This is a genomic window from Thalassotalea fonticola (genome assembly GCF_032911225.1).
Classification (GTDB): domain Bacteria; phylum Pseudomonadota; class Gammaproteobacteria; order Enterobacterales; family Alteromonadaceae; genus Thalassotalea_A; species Thalassotalea_A fonticola.
On the sequence record NZ_CP136600.1, the window covers coordinates 1,059,929 to 1,077,225 of the forward strand.

General features: G+C 37.4%; 17 protein-coding genes. 11 read left to right on the top strand and 6 right to left on the bottom strand.

All coding sequences use genetic code 11. The annotated features are described in order from the left end of the window. Positions 1-52 precede the first annotated feature (52 nt). From ccoN to ttcA, 11 genes are all read left to right on the top strand, one after another. The gene (ccoN, locus tag RI844_RS04420) at positions 53-1,480 is read left to right on the top strand and encodes a cytochrome-c oxidase, cbb3-type subunit I (protein ID WP_348397243.1); all 1,428 of its coding nucleotides are present in this window, start codon (positions 53-55) and stop codon (positions 1,478-1,480) included. 10 nt (positions 1,481-1,490) lie between these two features. Then, positions 1,491-2,162 carry a cytochrome-c oxidase, cbb3-type subunit II gene (gene ccoO / locus RI844_RS04425; RefSeq protein WP_348397244.1) on the top strand — a complete coding sequence of 224 codons (672 nt, stop codon included), beginning with the start codon at positions 1,491-1,493 and terminating at the stop codon, positions 2,160-2,162. Positions 2,163-2,164: 2 nt separating this feature from the next. Further along, the gene (locus tag RI844_RS04430; protein ID WP_348397245.1) at positions 2,165-2,344 is read left to right on the top strand and encodes a cbb3-type cytochrome oxidase subunit 3; all 180 of its coding nucleotides are present in this window, start codon (positions 2,165-2,167) and stop codon (positions 2,342-2,344) included. Beyond that, positions 2,344-3,324, top strand: a complete 981-nt coding sequence (gene ccoP, locus RI844_RS04435) for a cytochrome-c oxidase, cbb3-type subunit III (RefSeq protein WP_348397246.1) — start codon at positions 2,344-2,346, stop codon at positions 3,322-3,324. The genes RI844_RS04430 and ccoP overlap by 1 nt, the downstream gene beginning before the upstream one ends. A gap of 455 nt (positions 3,325-3,779) precedes the next feature. Next, positions 3,780-4,262, top strand: a complete 483-nt coding sequence (locus RI844_RS04440) for a FixH family protein (protein ID WP_348397247.1) — start codon at positions 3,780-3,782, stop codon at positions 4,260-4,262. Positions 4,263-4,278: 16 nt separating this feature from the next. Then, the gene (locus tag RI844_RS04445; RefSeq protein ID WP_348397248.1) at positions 4,279-6,681 is read left to right on the top strand and encodes a heavy metal translocating P-type ATPase; all 2,403 of its coding nucleotides are present in this window, start codon (positions 4,279-4,281) and stop codon (positions 6,679-6,681) included. 7 nt (positions 6,682-6,688) lie between these two features. Continuing rightward, complete coding sequence (ccoS, locus tag RI844_RS04450; protein ID WP_348397249.1) at positions 6,689-6,928, top strand: cbb3-type cytochrome oxidase assembly protein CcoS; 240 nt, start codon at positions 6,689-6,691, stop codon at positions 6,926-6,928. Positions 6,929-6,934: 6 nt separating this feature from the next. Then, the gene (locus RI844_RS04455) at positions 6,935-7,603 is read left to right on the top strand and encodes a sulfite exporter TauE/SafE family protein (protein ID WP_348397250.1); all 669 of its coding nucleotides are present in this window, start codon (positions 6,935-6,937) and stop codon (positions 7,601-7,603) included. Positions 7,604-7,643: 40 nt separating this feature from the next. Further along, on the top strand, positions 7,644-8,366 hold the full coding sequence (gene fnr / locus RI844_RS04460) for a fumarate/nitrate reduction transcriptional regulator Fnr (protein ID WP_348397251.1): 723 nt from the start codon (positions 7,644-7,646) through the stop codon (positions 8,364-8,366). 152 nt (positions 8,367-8,518) lie between these two features. After that, positions 8,519-9,439, top strand: a complete 921-nt coding sequence (gene uspE, locus RI844_RS04465; RefSeq protein WP_348397252.1) for a universal stress protein UspE — start codon at positions 8,519-8,521, stop codon at positions 9,437-9,439. 118 nt (positions 9,440-9,557) lie between these two features. Next, a complete protein-coding gene (ttcA, locus tag RI844_RS04470) occupies positions 9,558-10,502 on the top strand; it encodes a tRNA 2-thiocytidine(32) synthetase TtcA (RefSeq protein ID WP_348397253.1) in 945 nt (314 codons plus the stop codon). A gap of 91 nt (positions 10,503-10,593) precedes the next feature. Here ttcA and RI844_RS04475 read toward each other — a convergent pair whose 3' ends face one another. The 6 genes from RI844_RS04475 to RI844_RS04500 form a co-directional block, all read right to left on the bottom strand. Then, a complete protein-coding gene (locus RI844_RS04475) occupies positions 10,594-11,664 on the bottom strand; it encodes a PepSY-associated TM helix domain-containing protein (RefSeq protein WP_348397254.1) in 1,071 nt (356 codons plus the stop codon). An 87-nt stretch (positions 11,665-11,751) separates the two neighbouring features. Then, entirely contained in the window at positions 11,752-13,833 is a 2,082-nt protein-coding gene (locus tag RI844_RS04480) for a TonB-dependent siderophore receptor (RefSeq protein WP_348397255.1), read from the bottom strand. Positions 13,834-14,174: 341 nt separating this feature from the next. Continuing rightward, positions 14,175-14,840 (bottom strand): DUF2987 domain-containing protein, encoded by a 666-nt coding sequence (locus RI844_RS04485; RefSeq protein WP_348397256.1) that lies wholly within the window; start codon positions 14,838-14,840, stop codon positions 14,175-14,177. A gap of 33 nt (positions 14,841-14,873) precedes the next feature. Next, the gene (locus RI844_RS04490) at positions 14,874-15,716 is read right to left on the bottom strand and encodes a glucosaminidase domain-containing protein (protein ID WP_348397257.1); all 843 of its coding nucleotides are present in this window, start codon (positions 15,714-15,716) and stop codon (positions 14,874-14,876) included. A gap of 45 nt (positions 15,717-15,761) precedes the next feature. Further along, on the bottom strand, positions 15,762-16,535 hold the full coding sequence (locus RI844_RS04495) for a hypothetical protein (RefSeq protein ID WP_348397258.1): 774 nt from the start codon (positions 16,533-16,535) through the stop codon (positions 15,762-15,764). A 126-nt stretch (positions 16,536-16,661) separates the two neighbouring features. After that, on the bottom strand, positions 16,662-17,294 hold the full coding sequence (locus tag RI844_RS04500; RefSeq protein WP_348397259.1) for a LysE family translocator: 633 nt from the start codon (positions 17,292-17,294) through the stop codon (positions 16,662-16,664). Positions 17,295-17,297: the final 3 nt, after the last annotated feature.

Here is a 17,297-nt window from a genome sequence, read left to right on the forward strand (position 1 = left end):
AACTATATTCACTCACATCAACTTTATAATTATATAATGTGGAACCTTTAATATGAGTCAAAGCAATCTGACAGAAATGGATTACAACTACAAAGTTGTTCGCCAGTTTACTGTAATGACTGTAATTTGGGGTATTGTTGGTACGGCAGTCGGTGTTTTAATCGCAGCACAGTTAATCTGGCCAGCGCTTAACTTCGAAACTCCGTGGTTAACTTACTCTCGTTTACGTCCTTTACACACCAATGCAGTAATTTTCGCATTTGGTACAAGCGCTCTGTTCGCCACGTCGTACTATGTAGTACAGCGTACCTGTAAAACAGCATTATTCGGCGGTAAACTTGTCGCTTTCACCTTCTGGGGATGGCAAGCCGTTATTTTATCTGCTGCAATCACCTTACCTTTAGGATTAACATCTTCAAAAGAATATGCTGAACTAGAATGGCCAATTGACATTTTAATTGCCTTAGTATGGGTGTCATATGCGATTGTATTCTTTGGTACATTATTAAAGCGTAAAACATCTCACATTTATGTGGCAAACTGGTTCTTTGGTGGTTTCATCTTAACCGTTGCTGTTTTACACATTGGTAATTCAATGGTTATTCCATTAACTTGGACTAAATCATATTCATTATACCCTGGTGCCATCGATGCGATGATGCAGTGGTGGTATGGACATAATGCCGTTGGCTTCCTACTAACTGCTGGTTTCCTAGGTATGATGTACTACTTTGTACCTAAACAAGCTGAACGTCCGGTTTACTCATACCGTTTATCAATTGTTCACTTCTGGGCACTTGTATCTTTATACATTTGGGCTGGACCTCATCATTTACATTACACCGCGCTTCCTGATTGGACACAAAGTGTCGGTATGGTAATGTCTATCGTTTTATTCCTTCCTTCATGGGGCGGTATGATCAACGGTATTATGACGTTATCGGGTGCATGGCATAAACTTCGCCATGATCCAATTTTACGTTTCTTAATTGTTTCTCTGTCTTTCTACGGTATGTCTACGTTTGAAGGGCCAATGATGGCAATTAAATCTGTAAACGCATTATCTCATTACACTGACTGGACTGTTGGCCACGTACACTCAGGCGCACTAGGCTGGGTAGCTATGGTTTCTATTGGTGCTATGTACCACTTAATTCCAGTACTATTTAACCAAGGTCGCATGTACAGTGTTAAATTAATCAACGTTCATTTCTGGTTGCACACTACCGGTATTGTTTTATACATAGTAGCAATGTGGATTTCAGGTGTAATGCAAGGTTTGATGTGGCGTGCGGTTAACACCGACGGTACCTTAACCTACAGTTTCGTTGAAAGTTTACAGGCTTCATATCCGTTCTACTTCATTCGTTTTGTTGGTGGTTGTTTAGTAGTAGCAGGTTTCCTATTAATGGCTTACAACATGTTCAAAACTATTGGTGCTAAAGACAATAGTTTAGAAAAACAAGAAGTGATGGCTTAAGGAGAACCCTATGCAAAATAAACATGAAAAAGTAGAAAAACACGTAGGTTGGTTCTTTACCTTTACTATTGCTGCGATCAGTATTGGTGGCTTGGTTGAGATAACACCTTTGTTTTTCCAAAAAGAAACAACAACACCAGTAGAAAGCTTACGCCCATATACTGCGTTAGAAATGGAAGGTCGTGATATTTACATTCGTGAAGGCTGTAACAACTGTCATTCACAAATGATCCGTCCATTACGCGCTGAAACAGAGCGTTACGGTCACTACTCTGTTGCTGGAGAGTCCGTTTGGGAACATCCTTTCTTATGGGGTTCTAAACGTACTGGTCCAGACTTGGCACGTGTTGGCCAACGTTATTCAGATGATTGGCATTATGCTCATTTAATGGATCCTCGTTCAGTAGTTCCTGAATCTAATATGCCATCGTACTCTTGGTTAGCTGAAACACCAGCGTCAAATGAACTATCAGCCAAGAAGATGGAAATTTTTAATATGCTTACCAAAAATCGAAGCCATAAAGATGCGGATGGTAACCCTATCCCACTTTACTCAAGCGACGATATTGCTAACGCAGGTTCAGAATTTAAAACGACGAAAAGTATTACTGGTAAGAACAGTCTAACTGAAATGGACGCTCTTATCGCATATTTACAATCACTTGGTCATGCGTTGAAATAATTATGGATATTGGCTTATTAAGAGGCATTTTTACGGTATTAATCTTTGTACTATTCATTGTGATAGTACTTTGGGCTTATAACAAAAACCGTAAGTCATCGTTTGATGAAGCCGCTAATTCTATATTTGACGAAAATGAAAATAAAAACGATAAAGTGAATACGAACAAAGGAGACAATTAATGTCTACATTTTGGAGTGTATGGATATCTGTTTTAACACTGGGTACCTTAGTAGGTTGTTACATACTACTACGTTGGTGTTTAAAAAACTTCGCTGGTGTTCCTGAAGGGGAATCAATGGGCCATGAGTTTGACGGTATCGAAGAATTGAACAACCCTCTTCCTAAATGGTGGAGCACGTTCTTTTTAGTAACTATTATTTGGGGCTTTGGCTACTTAGCGTTATACCCTGGTTTAGGTAACTACAAAGGTTTATTTGGCTGGAAAAGTTCTAACCAAGACGTAATGAGCCTTGCCGATTCAAAAGCACAAGTTGCCTCAATGAAAGAAGCTGGTTTTGCGGTTCAATATGACCGTGAAGTTGACCGTGCAAATGCTAAATTTGGTCCTATTTTTGCTGAATTTGCTAAGCAAGACGTTGAATCACTAAGTAAAGATAAAGCTGCGCTAAAAATTGGCCAACGTTTATTTTTACAAAACTGTTCACAATGTCATGGTTCAGATGCCAAAGGTACTACAGGCTTCCCTAACCTAGTTGATAACGACTGGTTATACGGCGGTGATGGTGCAACTATTGAGCAATCAATTTTGCATGGCCGTAAAGCGCAAGGCATGATCGCCTGGGAAACTATGTTAGGTGGCGATGAAGGCGTTAAAGAAGTTGCAGCTTACGTACTTTCTCTTAACCCTGAGCGTGCAACTAAAGTAGACTCAGCCCTAGCCGCTAAAGGTGAAGCTAAATTTGCTATGTGTGCAGCTTGTCATGGCGTAGATGGTACAGGTAGTACTGCAATGGGTATTCCATTAGGTGCACCAAATCTTTCTGACAATACCTGGTTATACGGTGGTTCTGAGCGAGCAGTGCAAGAATCAATCGCTAATGGCCGTGCCGGTGTAATGCCTGCTTGGAAAGGTATTTTAGGCGAAGATAAAGTACGTGTAATTAGTGCATACGTATATAGTTTATCTAACCAAGAATAACTAAAGACTTTTTAATAAAACCCTGTATGGCGATGCTAGACAGGGTTTTGTTTTGTATACAAACCAATTTGATTAAATTCATTACCAACTCAGAGCTATGTTATAGGGTCCATAACAAGCAAAATTTATTTAGATATAGTTGTTCTATATTAAATGAATTTTGTGCAGTTAGAGTTCCTAGAACAAGCTCCCGAGGGTGAGTTTAAAAGGCTTATATGCTGCGTTATTGATTTTGACAAGGGAACAACCATTCTCTTCAATCAATTACTTGCCTATAAGCCTTTTAATTCTCACTGAGTGGGAAGTAACTTAGTCAACTTGGTATTATTAGTTTTTATTTATTTATAATTTTATTAAAAATATAAATAAGTAAAAATTTATATCGAGAATCACCCTCTTTATCGTTGATTAAATACACGGTAAAATAGCGCCTCAAATTAAACGAGAAACAATTTATGAAAACAGCTTGGTACAAAGAGCCATGGGCTTATTTAGTCTTCGGCCTTCCTTTAATTTCAGTTGTCGTTGGCACTACAGTTTTTTTTATCGCCAATAAAAATGCTGATACTGTAGTCGTTGATGATTACTATAAAAAAGGCAAAACCATTAACCAAGATATTCGTAAGTACAAGCTTTCACAAAAACTAGGCATACGTTTTGATATGCAAATTTCAAACAATGAGGTTATATTAAAACCAACCGGCATTGAAAAAACATTTCCTGTCCTTAACGTTAATTTTTATCATGTTACCATTGCTGAACGTGACTTTTCAGTAAAATTAACACCTGATGGTAACGGTTGGATGCGTCAAAGCTTTGATCAAAATGTCGAGGGAAAATGGCGAGTGCTAGTTACTCCATATGATAACAAATGGAAAATGCAAACTACTGTAGCCCTACCGCAATCGCAATTTTCCGAGTTTGAATTACAGTACTAATGAATAAACCATTTAAATGAATAATAAAAACTGCTTTCATTGTGGCGAAATAGTCCCGCCGGGTTTTTCCTTATCTGTGCTCATCGACAACAAAATGCAAGATATGTGTTGTATCGGTTGCCAAGCGGTAGCTACAGCAATAGTTGAAAATAATCTTGAAGACTATTACCGGTTTCGCAGTGAAAAAGGTAATAAAGTTGATGCACAAGTTCCCGACTCTCTATTAAATAATCAATTTATTGATGATGAAAATTTACAAACCGAATTCACTTTCGATGTGGATAATTGCAAAGAAACAATACTGTCTATCGATGGTATGTCTTGTGCGGCATGTGCGTGGTTAATTGAAAAACAATTATCGCAACAAAGCGGCATAGCTAAAATACAAGTTAACGCCACAACACAAAGAGCAACTGTTGTTTGGCAAAATGAGTTGATCAAACTCAGTGATATTTTGACGGCAATTAATCAAATTGGTTATCAAGCACTACCGTTTAAAGCAAATCTAGCTGAACAACGTAATAAACAACAAGCTAAAGCCTTTATACGCCGCCTTGGTGTTTCTGGAATTTTAACCATGCAAGTAATGATGATTGCTTTTGGTTTATATTTTGGCGCATTTAGTGATCTGGCTGAGCATAATTTGGCTTATTTGCGCGGCACGAGTTTTGTTCTCACTCTCCCAATAGTTACTTTCGGTGCGTTTCCTTTTTACACTGGTGCTATATCAGCATTGAAAGCCCGTAGGTTATCAATGGATGTTCCTGTATCAATTGCCATTGTATTAGCGTTTTGTGCCAGTACTTGGGCAACATTTACTCGCTCGGGCGAGGTGTATTTTGAATCATTGGCAATGTTTACCTTTTTATTGCTTATTGGTAAATATTTAGAGTTTAGAGCGCGTGCAAAAGCCGCTGAAGTATCGGCTAACTTACTAAAACTCATGCCTTTAACGGCAACGAAATTACTCACCGTTAATAACCAAGTACAAGAGCAAGTGATCAGTGCTAAACAATTAGAATTAACCGATATAGTCATTGTTAAACCAGGAGAAACCATTCCTGGAGATGGATTAATACTGACTGGCCAGTCAAGTGTTAACGAGGCTATGCTTACTGGCGAGCACTCGCCAGTACAAAAATCTAAAGGCGCAACGGTTTTTGCAGGCACAGTAAATGGTGATGGCAACTTAACCATAGAAATTATTAAAACTAATTCAGACAGTTTTCTTACTAATTTGATCCGTTTAAGTGAGTCTGCACAGGCGCATAAACCAGCTATAGCTAAATTATCTGATCGTATCGCTCAATACTTTGTCGCATTAATATTGTTAACCGCAATTGCTACTTCCATTTACTGGACCATACATTCACCCGAAGAAGCATTTTGGATCACCCTTTCGGTTTTGGTAGCTACCTGCCCATGTGCGCTTTCTCTTGCCACACCCACAGCACTAACTTGCGGCACAATTAGGCTTAATAAAGACGGCATCATGATTAAAAATGCCCACGTATTAGAAACCATGCCAAAAGTAAATTGCTTTGCTTTTGATAAAACTGGCACGTTAACCAATGGTGTGTTTGCTATAACCAAAGTTAATTTACTTAATAAACAATACGACAAAGAAAGTGTGCTAGCCATTGCTGCGGCTTTAGAAGCTCATTCTGAACACCCTTTAGCAAAGGCATTCAACCAATACAGAAACCACGATATCAATGTTAATGATGTCGAAGTGGTTCCAGGTTGCGGTGTTAAAGGCACTAAGGATGGTCATCAAATATGTATTGGAAAGATAAGCTGGATAGAAGAGAGCTTATCTGTTGACGCTTGTTATAATAAATCACAGTGCTTACTCACCGTAGATAATATTCTTGTTGCTGCGTTTTATATGCAAGATACTTTACGTACTAATACTAAGTCAGTGATCAACAGCATGCGTTTATCCAACATTGAAACGATGTTGATCAGTGGTGATAATAAGGCTGGGGTTAACGGTTTTAATCAGCAAGTAAAACTCGATCAAAGCTTTGACACCTGCAGTGCCAATGACAAGCTGAAAATTTTGGCTGATAAACAAAATGCAGGTAAAACTGTCGCAATGGTTGGCGATGGCGTAAACGATTCACCAGTGTTTGCCCAAGCTCACGTATCGATTGCTATGGGAAGTGGTACAGAGATAGCGAAAAGTGGCGCCGACGTGATTTTAGTGAACAATCATCTTGCAAGCCTGTTAAGGCTTAAAGCTATTGCGTTGAAAACCTCGAATATCGTTAAACAAAATTTTGCCTGGGCATTGGCCTACAACGCCATTATTCTGCCGTTAGCGGTGTGTGGTTTTATCACCCCTTATATGGCAGTATTAGGTATGTCAGCAAGTTCGATTATTGTTGTTACTAATTCATTAAGATTATTAAAGTAGCTATTTTATGAGTGTTATTTATATCCTTATTCCTATTGCCATTATTTTTACCGCTATTGCAATTTATTTATTTTTTTGGGCGGTAAAAACAGAACAGTTTGACGATTTGGAAAAACAAGGCATGAGCATTTTGTTTGATGATGAACCGGTAAGTAATAAAATTAGCAGCACTGCCACCGATACAAATAAATCAAATGAATCTGAACTCCAAGATAACACCAGCCACTCAAATAAAGCTGACAAATAACTCCATATGGAATTAGACTTTTTATCCGCATTTTTAATTGGTATTGCAGGTGCGGGGCACTGTGTTGCTATGTGTGGTGGCATAACTACAATGCTGACAGCCTCAATAGCAGACAAAACCAAGGCCAGTATCAGCCTAATTTTCGCTTACAATTTTGGTCGCATTTTTTCTTATTCAGTTGCAGGTGCAATTGCTGGATTTACCGGCTCTTTAGCTGCTAAGTCGCTCGGTTTTCCGATATTATGGTTAAAAGTTATCGCTGCCTTATTCGTGATATTTTTAGGGCTTTATATTGCCAAGTGGTCTTTCGTTCTAGCAAAAGTAGAAAATATTGGTAAGTTTCTGTGGAGATACTTACAACCACTGAGTAAGAACTTTATCCCGGTAAAAAATGTTAAACAGTCTTTACTGTTAGGTATGGTGTGGGGTTGGTTGCCTTGTGGTTTGGTCTATTCCACCCTAACTTGGTCTATTGCCAGCGCGACATGGCAAAATGGCGCATTAATAATGCTAGCTTTTGGCTTAGGTACATTACCTGCATTACTTACTTTAGCTTCAGGTTATAAATTTGTAACCGAAATGTTACGTTCTGATCTAATTCGTACATTAACAGCTATTTTACTGATTTTTTACGGCTTATTTTCGTTATTTATTGCCCTAAATCAAATATTTTAGTACCCTGCACCACATTAAATATGGAAATAGCTGTAATAATATGCCTCAAATAATACCGATTGCAAATAACATTAAGTGTCAGAACTGTAGTATCAGTGAACTTTGTTTACCATTTAGTTTAAATGAAACCGAGTTGAACTTACTTGATGATATTATTCAACGTAAAAAACCAATCCAGAAAAATACGCAAATATTTAAAGCTGGCGAACAATTGCATACTCTATATGCAATACGCTCTGGTACCTTTAAAACATTCATTATTTCTGAGCAAGGCGAAGAACAGATTACCGGTTTCCATTTAGCCGGCGATTTAATGGGCTTTGATGCCCTTTCAGCCAAAAGCCATCCGAGCTTTGCTAAAGCGTTAGAAACATCAATGGTATGTGAAATACCGTTTGAAGTACTCGATACACTATCAAGTAAAATTCCTAAGCTTAAAGCCCAAATGATGAGCTTAATGAGCGACGAAATACAGTGTAACAGCGAAATGTTACTATTGTTGAATCGTAAAAATGCCGAAGAAAAGTTAGCAACATTTCTTGCTAATTATGGCCGTAGATTAGGTAACCGAAATTTGTCATCCGTTGAATTTAACTTACCAATGACCCGAAGCGAAATTGGCAATTATATTGGTTTAACCATAGAAACAATCTCTCGTTTAATGACCCGCTTTCAAAAAGAAGGCTTGATCAAAGTAGAGAACAAATTCATTACTATACTAGATAAAGATGCCTTATTAGAACTGGCCGGATACACTAAGTAAACTTCCTCCTCTCATCTCTTTATGCGTTGATTTATACTTGATTTAAATCAACGCGTTAATAAACCTTACATAAATTTTCAATACATATTTGTAACAATCGCCAGTTCATATTAAGCTTATATCAGCTTAATTATTTTTATATTGGTGAACGTATGGAAAGTTATCAGAATATATTAGTCGTTATTGACCCTACAACTGAAGAACAAAAAGCATTAGCACGGGCATGTACTCTGGCTAAACATTCAGGAGCTAAGGTCACCGCATTTTTATCTATTTATGATTTTTCCTATGAAATGACCACAATGCTATCCGGTGAAGAACGTGAGGCTATGCGTGAAACGGTAGTTAAGGGTAGAGAAAATTGGCTAACTGATTTGATCGAAGACTTTGATTATGACATTCAAACTAAAGTGATTTGGCATAATCGCCCTTTTGAAGCCATTCTTGCTGAAGTAAGAGATAATGCCTTTGATGTGGTCATTAAAAGCACACACGAGCACCCTACCTTACAATCAGTTATATTTACCCCAACAGATTGGCACCTTATTCGTAAGTGTTGGGTACCATTATTGTTAGTTAAAGAACACACCTGGCCTGATAATGGTCATATTCTAGCTGCAGTAAACGCTGGTAGCGAAGAAGAAGAACATCAATCACTGAATAACAAAATTTCTGAAGAAGCAATCAATCTAGCTAAACTCATTAACGCTGACGTACATTTTGTAAATTCATATCCAGGCACACCAATAAATATTGCCATAGAAATACCTGAATTTGATGCCAACGAATACAACGATGCAATGAAACAACACCATGTTGATGTAATGAAAGAACATGGTGACAAATACAATATGGCTGAGCAGTACTTACACGTAGAAGAAGGCCTGCCAGAGGATGTTATTGAAAAAGTTGCCAACCAAATTGATGCTGAATTAGTGATCTTAGGCACAATTGGCCGCACAGGGTTATCAGCAGTTCTTATTGGCAATACTGCCGAGCATGTAATTGACAGACTTAATTGTGATCTATTGGCATTAAAGCCAGATGGTTACCAATCGCCCTTCCTTAAATAAAACCTCTATCGTTCTCATTTCTCCGTTATAAGCATTATTAGCTATATTATTAATGCTTTTAACGTCAGATAGCCTTAGGTATAATGCGCGCCTTGAAGATAACTATACGGTACGCAACATGTCACTACAGACGCTAAATCACCCATTAAACGATTCTGACATTAAAATTGCAAAGCAACAATTAGCAAAACTTGCTAAGCGCTTTCGCCATCATGTAGGTAAAGCAATCAGCGATTACAACATGATTGAAGATGGTGACAAAGTCATGGTGTGCTTATCTGGTGGTGCCGATAGTTATACGATGCTTGATATTTTGCTAAAGCTTAAAGCTTCTGCACCAATCCACTTTGATATTGTTGCGGTAAATTTAGATCAAAAACAACCAGGCTTTCCTGAACATATTCTACCAAACTACCTTGAAGATTTAGGCGTTGAATACCATGTAATAGAAGAAGACACTTACTCTATTGTTATGGATAAAATACCAGAAGGCAAAACCACCTGCAGCCTTTGCTCACGCTTACGTAGAGGGATTTTATACAGCACGGCAAAAAGGTTACACGTAACCAAAATCGCCCTAGGTCATCATCGGGATGACATGATTGAGACACTTTTGTTGAACATGTTCTTTAATGGTAAAACTAAAACCATGCCCGCTAAACTTGTATCTGATAATGGCGAGCATGTAGTAATACGCCCACTGGCTTATTGCAAAGAAAAAGAGATTAAGCAGTATTCTTCATTAAAACAGTTCCCTATTATTCCATGCAATTTGTGTGGCAGTCAGCCAAACTTACAAAGACAAAATGTTAAAGCCATGCTACAAGACTGGGATGTTAAATTTCCCGGCCGGGCAGAATCTATTTTCACTGCATTACAAAATGTAGTGCCTTCGCATTTAGCTGATCAGCAATTATTTGACTTTAAAAACGTTGATTTAAATACCGGTGTAATCAATGGCGGCGACATAGCGTTTGATAAAGAAGAAATAAACTCAGCAGCAAGCTTTGTTCAACCTAAATTTGAGCAAGGTGATCTGGTAAACATTATTGAAATTAAATAATTCAGCTTTTTACCTAACTCACATTCACCTTAAAAGGCTAGTTTATTTATACAATTAAAGCCCCGGTTAACATATGTTATGGGGCTAAGCACTACTTTATAGCTTCTGTTATTTTCTTCTTAGTTAATTTCATATTAATGCGTACAAAAATTTCTTTACGTATAAAAGTAACAATTATAAAGCTGTTCATTGCTGTACCGAATATTGAACTGACAATAAGCATTATTAAGTACCATGTTGGCATTCTTGCACCGTCATGTAAAAACCGAGCAATGTATTTTAATTGATAAGCTAGGCTTTTCTCTTTAAATGTTTGCGCCGATTGTAATTGGCCATTATGTAGGTCGATTTTTATGGTGTCGGTTTGTTGTAAACCGAACATGGTATCGTCATTAAAACTTAGTGAGTATATATAACTATCCCCTTCCTTAGTTCGAGGTTTTGATATCGACACTAGCTTTGATTTTGGCCAAAGTTTTTGAGCAGCTAAAATTTGTGCTTGCCAGTTATTCGCATGGGCTATTACGGGTGTTGGTTTGTTTTCATCTAAGGTCGACTCTCCCCAAAAACCATAAGTAATGTAAGCACCACTTATTGCCATAACCAATAACGGTATTGAAAACAGTAAACCCAACTGAATGTGGCTCTTTATCAGTGCGCTATTTTTAGTGTTTTTAGGTAGAGTTTGCTTCCATCTAAAACCTTTTTTAATCAACCACCATAAATATAAACCAATAAACATAATAATAGTTGCCAAAACAGCGCTAATGGCATTTGCGTGCATACCTGCTTCACCTAATTGAAAGTTACGATGAAAAAAGAATAGCCAGCGCCAAACGTGATTATTGGCATTTAATTGCGTGTTTATCTCGGTTAATTCAGTGGTTAAAAATACCGACTTTTCTCGTGAATAAGCTTCTACATATGGATTGGTTGCAGTCGGTAATTTAACTGCGGTAGCAGTTGGGTAATTAGTAATAATATGCGCCGCTATTTGAGCTTTTTGTTCTGCAGTTAAACTAGAGTATGTTTGACCTTTATCATCGAAACGCTTAATTAAATCGACGCTACCAAGGTAAATACCTGTAGTTAATACTATGAGCATTACCAGACTGATAATAAAGCCAAGCCAGTTATGTAGAAGTTTTAAAAATTTTGTCATATGTGTTCAATTATTTAATATTGTGACCACTTGTTTAGTTATTTAATTACTAAACAAGTGGTAGTTATGGGGGATTTTCAAATGGGATTAAAAACTGGCTTTTACTTCAAAACGCACTGTGCGCTCTTCACCAACGGTGACGTTATTGGTGCCACCGCCAGCAAGATAGTTTGTGTCGAATAGGTTTTCAACATTCACTCTGAAGTTAATATCATTACTAGCAAATCTAGTGGTATAAGTAGCCCCTAGATCTACGCGTGTGTAGGATTCTTTTTCGATAGTATTTTCGCTATCAGCAAAACGGTCTCCCTGATAAAAAACACCTGCGTTTAAAGCAACGTTTTCGCTTAGTTCATAACGCCCCCATAAAGATGCCGACCATTGTGGTGCATCAACGGGAGTTTTCCCTTGATAGTTTTCATCCCGTTCAAATTCAGCATCAAGATTCATGGCTGAAGCCATCATAAATAACTTATCAGTTACGGCTCCCTGAGCTGAAAACTCAAAACCTTGGTGTCGTTGTAAGCCAGACTGGGTAGTGATGGAGTCATAATTTGGATCATTAAATAGCGCTTCAGTAATCAAAGAGCCGCTTTTTTCAATATCAAAGTACGCCGTTGTTACTAACAATCGCTCGCTAACTTGCCATTTTGCACCTAGCTCAATTTGTTCTGAGGTAATTGCGTCTATATTCATGCCATAGTTACTATCTGTTTCATCGGTAATTGTTTCGCTTGATTGTGGCTCAAACCCTTCAGTGTAACTGGCATAAATAGTTGCATCATTATTTGGGTGATACATGATGCCAAACTTGGGTAATATAGATTCGTTATCAGCACCTTGTTTATTTTGTTTGTCATACCGAGCACCGATTGATAACTGCCAGAATTCATTAAATGTAATTAAATCTTGAACATAGACCCCGTAATAGTCATATGCACTGGTATACAGGCTGTCGTCGGTTTTATAACTAATGTTTGGTTTTTCTGGCTCAGGAGAACCTGGTACATACTCAAATGAGTCTGCAGATGTTTTTAATTGGCCATAATAATAATCTAGGCTATTTGCGCCTAATAAAAGCTGATGAGTTATTCCTACTAATTCAAATTCGCCACTGAAATCAATAAACGTGGTTTTAAATTGCCAATCGTCAAAACGATCATAAGGCTTTGATTGATAACTATCTCCTGCTTGATAATCGTCAGGCTTTTTTGGTGCTGATTCAAAACGTTGACGTTCAAAATTTTGCTCGTTATATCCCAGCTTTACCTGCCAACTTTCCGCAAGATAGTAGGTCAAGTCGATACCTGTGTTTTCAACGTTAATGTCAGTGAATGCCCAAGACATATCATAAATTGTTTTATCATCGCCAATGATTTCGCCACTTTCATCAAGCCAGGCACCTGTATCAAGCCCTGCTTTGTCCTCAGTTCGGTCATAATGAATGCGTAGCAATAACTCATCGCTTACATCATAATCAAGCACCATAGAGCCCAAGAAACGATCACGTTCACGTTCTTCTCCATTTTCATATTCTCGGCTAAAAATAACATCTTGTTTTACCAATACCGTTCTGTAGCGTAAAGATTCATCATTGCTGAGCGCCCCACCACTATCTAAGGTGAAACGATTCGAACCGTTTTGATCGGTATCCATACTTACATTGGTAAATTGCTTGTGTGTAGGTTTTTTAGTTACCATATTAATCAGACCGCCTGGGGCAGATTGACCATAAAGGATGCTTGCCGGTCCTTTTATAATTTCTACAGAGTCAAGCGTTTCAATGGGTTGTTGATAGTGGGACCAATGTTGGTGACCATCACGTAAATATCCGGTAGATGAGCTTAGTTCAAAACCTCGGGAGCTAAATACTTCTCTATTTCGCTGTTTTGAGCCTGCAGTTAAACTTGCATCGTTTGCCACAACCTCACCTAGTGTCGTAGCCAGTTGTTCATCAATTATTGTAATTGGTATAACCGTTACCGATTGCGCAGTTTCGAGTAAAGGTGTATCTACTCGTGTGGCGCCAGATGCGTTATCAACTTTGTAATCATTGAAATAACTGCCTTGTATTTGAATAACTTCAATACCTGGCATTTGCTGCTCAGCCATAGCGGTTGAAAGTGAACAAGAAGAGAAAATTGCGAGAGAAAGAGAAGTTTTGTTCATTTTAGATCTCATTAAGTTGTTTGTTGTTTTTGTGTGTTCGAATCGCAACGGATTCTAATTCACTTGAAATCAAATGTAAATAAGAATCATTATCATTCGCAATAAACTTAAAAGGTATAGATTTATAAATATTTAATAAGGCCAAAGGCAGAAGCCTTATAAATATATTTATTTATCGATTTATATGAACTGGTAGATGAGGATTTATGGTAGGAAACAAGCTTTGAGACGGCTTATTAGCTTTATATAATCAATAAAGCTAAACGCTATGAATGTTTTATTTAAAAGGCTTTGTAGGGTATTTAAAAGCTAAACACCCTTCTTACGTTTGAACTGTTGAATTAATCGTCTTTGATCCAAGGTGATATTACTTGTGGCGGCATATCAAAGCTAATAGCCATATCATTAGATTGATTCTTTTGATTTATGTCTAACTTACACTTGTCTTGTTGGCAATTTAAAGCACTTTTAAATTCTTCATTGATATAAGAAATACTGTCAGCACGACTAAGTTCAACATGTAAGCCACTTACATTTGGCATCATAAACCAAAGGAATGAACCAAATTCATCAACAAGCTCTTGCATCTGCTTGGTGATTAACGCTAACTCACTAAAGCTAAAGTCTGTTTTGGTTTTATCTTTAACTTGCATCTGCATTTGTAAGATACAGTTTTGATATTCATCTTTTAGCTTTACTCGTAATAAAGCAAACTTGTCGTACAATTCACGCGATAATGGCACTAAAAGTTGGCCATCTGCAGCTATATCAACTTGCTCAGGCTCTTTGCCTTGTGCCAGCATAGTGGCACTAACCAGATCACAACGGGTTCTTTTATAAGAATCGACCAGATAAAATCCCATGGTAATTTGATCAAGCTTGTTTTCTTTAATCAAATCTAAGCGCTGATAAAAGCCTTTATACTCCAGATCTACCGCTTGGCTGGCAAAAGCAGTAAGCGATAACATGCCTGCCACAATGTACTGTTTTATTGATTTTGTTTTCATTGGAGTCTGTTTCTTAAATTTCATTTAACTCGTTCACGCTTTAATATATTTATGGTTATGACGCAGCATAGTATTTATTTCGACAATATAATCTATACCACGCTCTGAATACGGTAATAAGCCGGTAGCAAGTACATTAGGCAGAAGTTCAACATCATTGTCTCTTAACTGCCCTCTTATAGTTCTAAATAAGTCATACGCTGCATTGGTATTAATATTATGAAAATAATGATTAACCATCTGCTCTAGGCTATCAAAAGCTGCTACTTCATGATTAAGGCCTGAATCTCTGCCTTTAGGCACAAGGCCACAACCTTTTTTAAAGCACCACATACCAAAAAAGTTTAAACCAATGCGAGCAAAGCGAGAGCTGCCCCAAGCCGACTCATTTGCAGCTTGAACCAAAACTAATTCTCTTGGTATTTGATCAATTCTTAATAACAACTGCTTTATAATAATTTCAGTTGAGGAAGTATTTTTTAATTTGTACTTTTGCGCTTGTTTAGTTAAAAAGTTACGTTGTTTTCTCGATAAAGGTTTATCTGCAGCTAGGTCTTCAGCAATTTTAACAACCTTAGATCTACGCTTGGCAAGCCTTTTATTTTCATCATCGATGGCTGGTTTTAAAAAGTCAAAGAATTGCTGCTTGCGCGTCGGGATATCTTTAATAGTAATAAAATTAGGTAATTGCACATCATGTAACGGTTGTTCAACAACTCTAGTGGGTTTTGTTGCCGTTCTGTTTTCTATTTTATGATCACTTATCAGGACTTCTGTTTCACTAATAAATATAAATGGGAATAATGCCATCATAAAAATGGCAATGAGTAATACACCTTTAATTGTATTATGTTTTTTTCTATTTGGACTAACCATTATAAGATCCTTCTTATATTCATAAACTAAATTGATTCATATCTACTAAGCTGAAAAGTACATGTCTTGTTCACCAGGTTTACCGATTACCTGCATACGAACACCAAAAATTTCTCGATATAAAATACCCTTAATATTGTAATAAAGTGGCGCTAAAAACCCCATAGAGATAAAAAATATAACCATAGCAATTATTGGCGGAAAGCCCAGAAAACCAGGCAATAATGACAGCATCGCGGCCAGCAACAACAAGCTATATATCTGTAACAATTTAAACCATTGAAAGCGTGTTGCTTTTAACGATAAAACAATAGCAGGAATTGGTGACATATTTTTTTCAACAATAAGTGGAATTGTAAGCGATAAAGCTACTGCAAGGTAAATGCCGGGTAAAATCAAGTAAAAACCTAGTGAGGTGATACTGGCAATAATAAGCGCGGTAATCGCGGTATAGGCGCTGCGTTTTAAAAATGCAAAAACAAAACCGGTACGGGTTTTAATGCCAACAGCATGCGAAACCCCCATCATTTCAATACCGGCAATAAAAGGCCATAACAACACGGTAATGATTAAATTAATCGCCACTTGCGCTTGATTATTTTGCATTACCGTTTCAATACCGCCCATATATTGTGCGGCAACCATGGTAATAATAATGCCCATTAAAAAGACAAAAACCAAACCTAACAGTATTGCTTGTTTATTGGTTTTAGTTAATAACCATCCTTCTTTTAAAATTGCCTGAACATCGAGTTTGTATTCTCCTTGAACTGCTTTTTCAAGGTTAGAGCCTATTTCAACGAATCTTTTTTCTTGCACAATAATGATTTTCTTTTTTGAGAATGAAAGATGATTATACCAAACTAATACTAAGTCTAATACCGGGTGATTAGTAAAGTATGGTTAAGTTTGTAATGAATTATGTGATTTTGTACTAAAACAGGATCAAATAAGTACTATTTTTATTGCTAAAGCGATCAGCACTATTCCCATAAAACGATCAATTACATGGGCCTTTTGTAAAAGCTTTTCTCTAAATTTCCCTATGGTTAACATCACCGATAAAAAGCTAAACCATGCAGCAGTAGCAATTGCCATATAGCCACCGTAAAATGCTTGGACTGAAGTTGGCGTTTGCGCTGAAATTATCAAGGAAAACAAAGACACAAAAAATAAAGTCGCTTTAACGTTCAAGCCATTGACTAAAAATCCGGTCAAAAATGCTTTACCCGAAGATTGTTCCTGCTTATGTGCAAATTTTACATTGTCGTCTTTATGGCTTGCTTTCGCACGCAGTCCTTGCATACCAATATAGAATAAATAGGCTGCCGCGATATAAGACAATACGGTGAAATACATCGGATTTTGGGAAATTAATAAACCAATACCGATTAATGAATAAGTCACATGAAGAAGTATCGCCGTTCCTACACCAAGACTGGTGATAATTGCTGTGCGACGGCCGCGCGTTAAACTTTGTTTAACAATTACAGCAAAGTCTGGACCCGGGCTAGCCACCGCTAAAAAATGCACCAGTGCAATGGTTAAAAATTCGGCGTAATACTGACTTAAATCCATGTA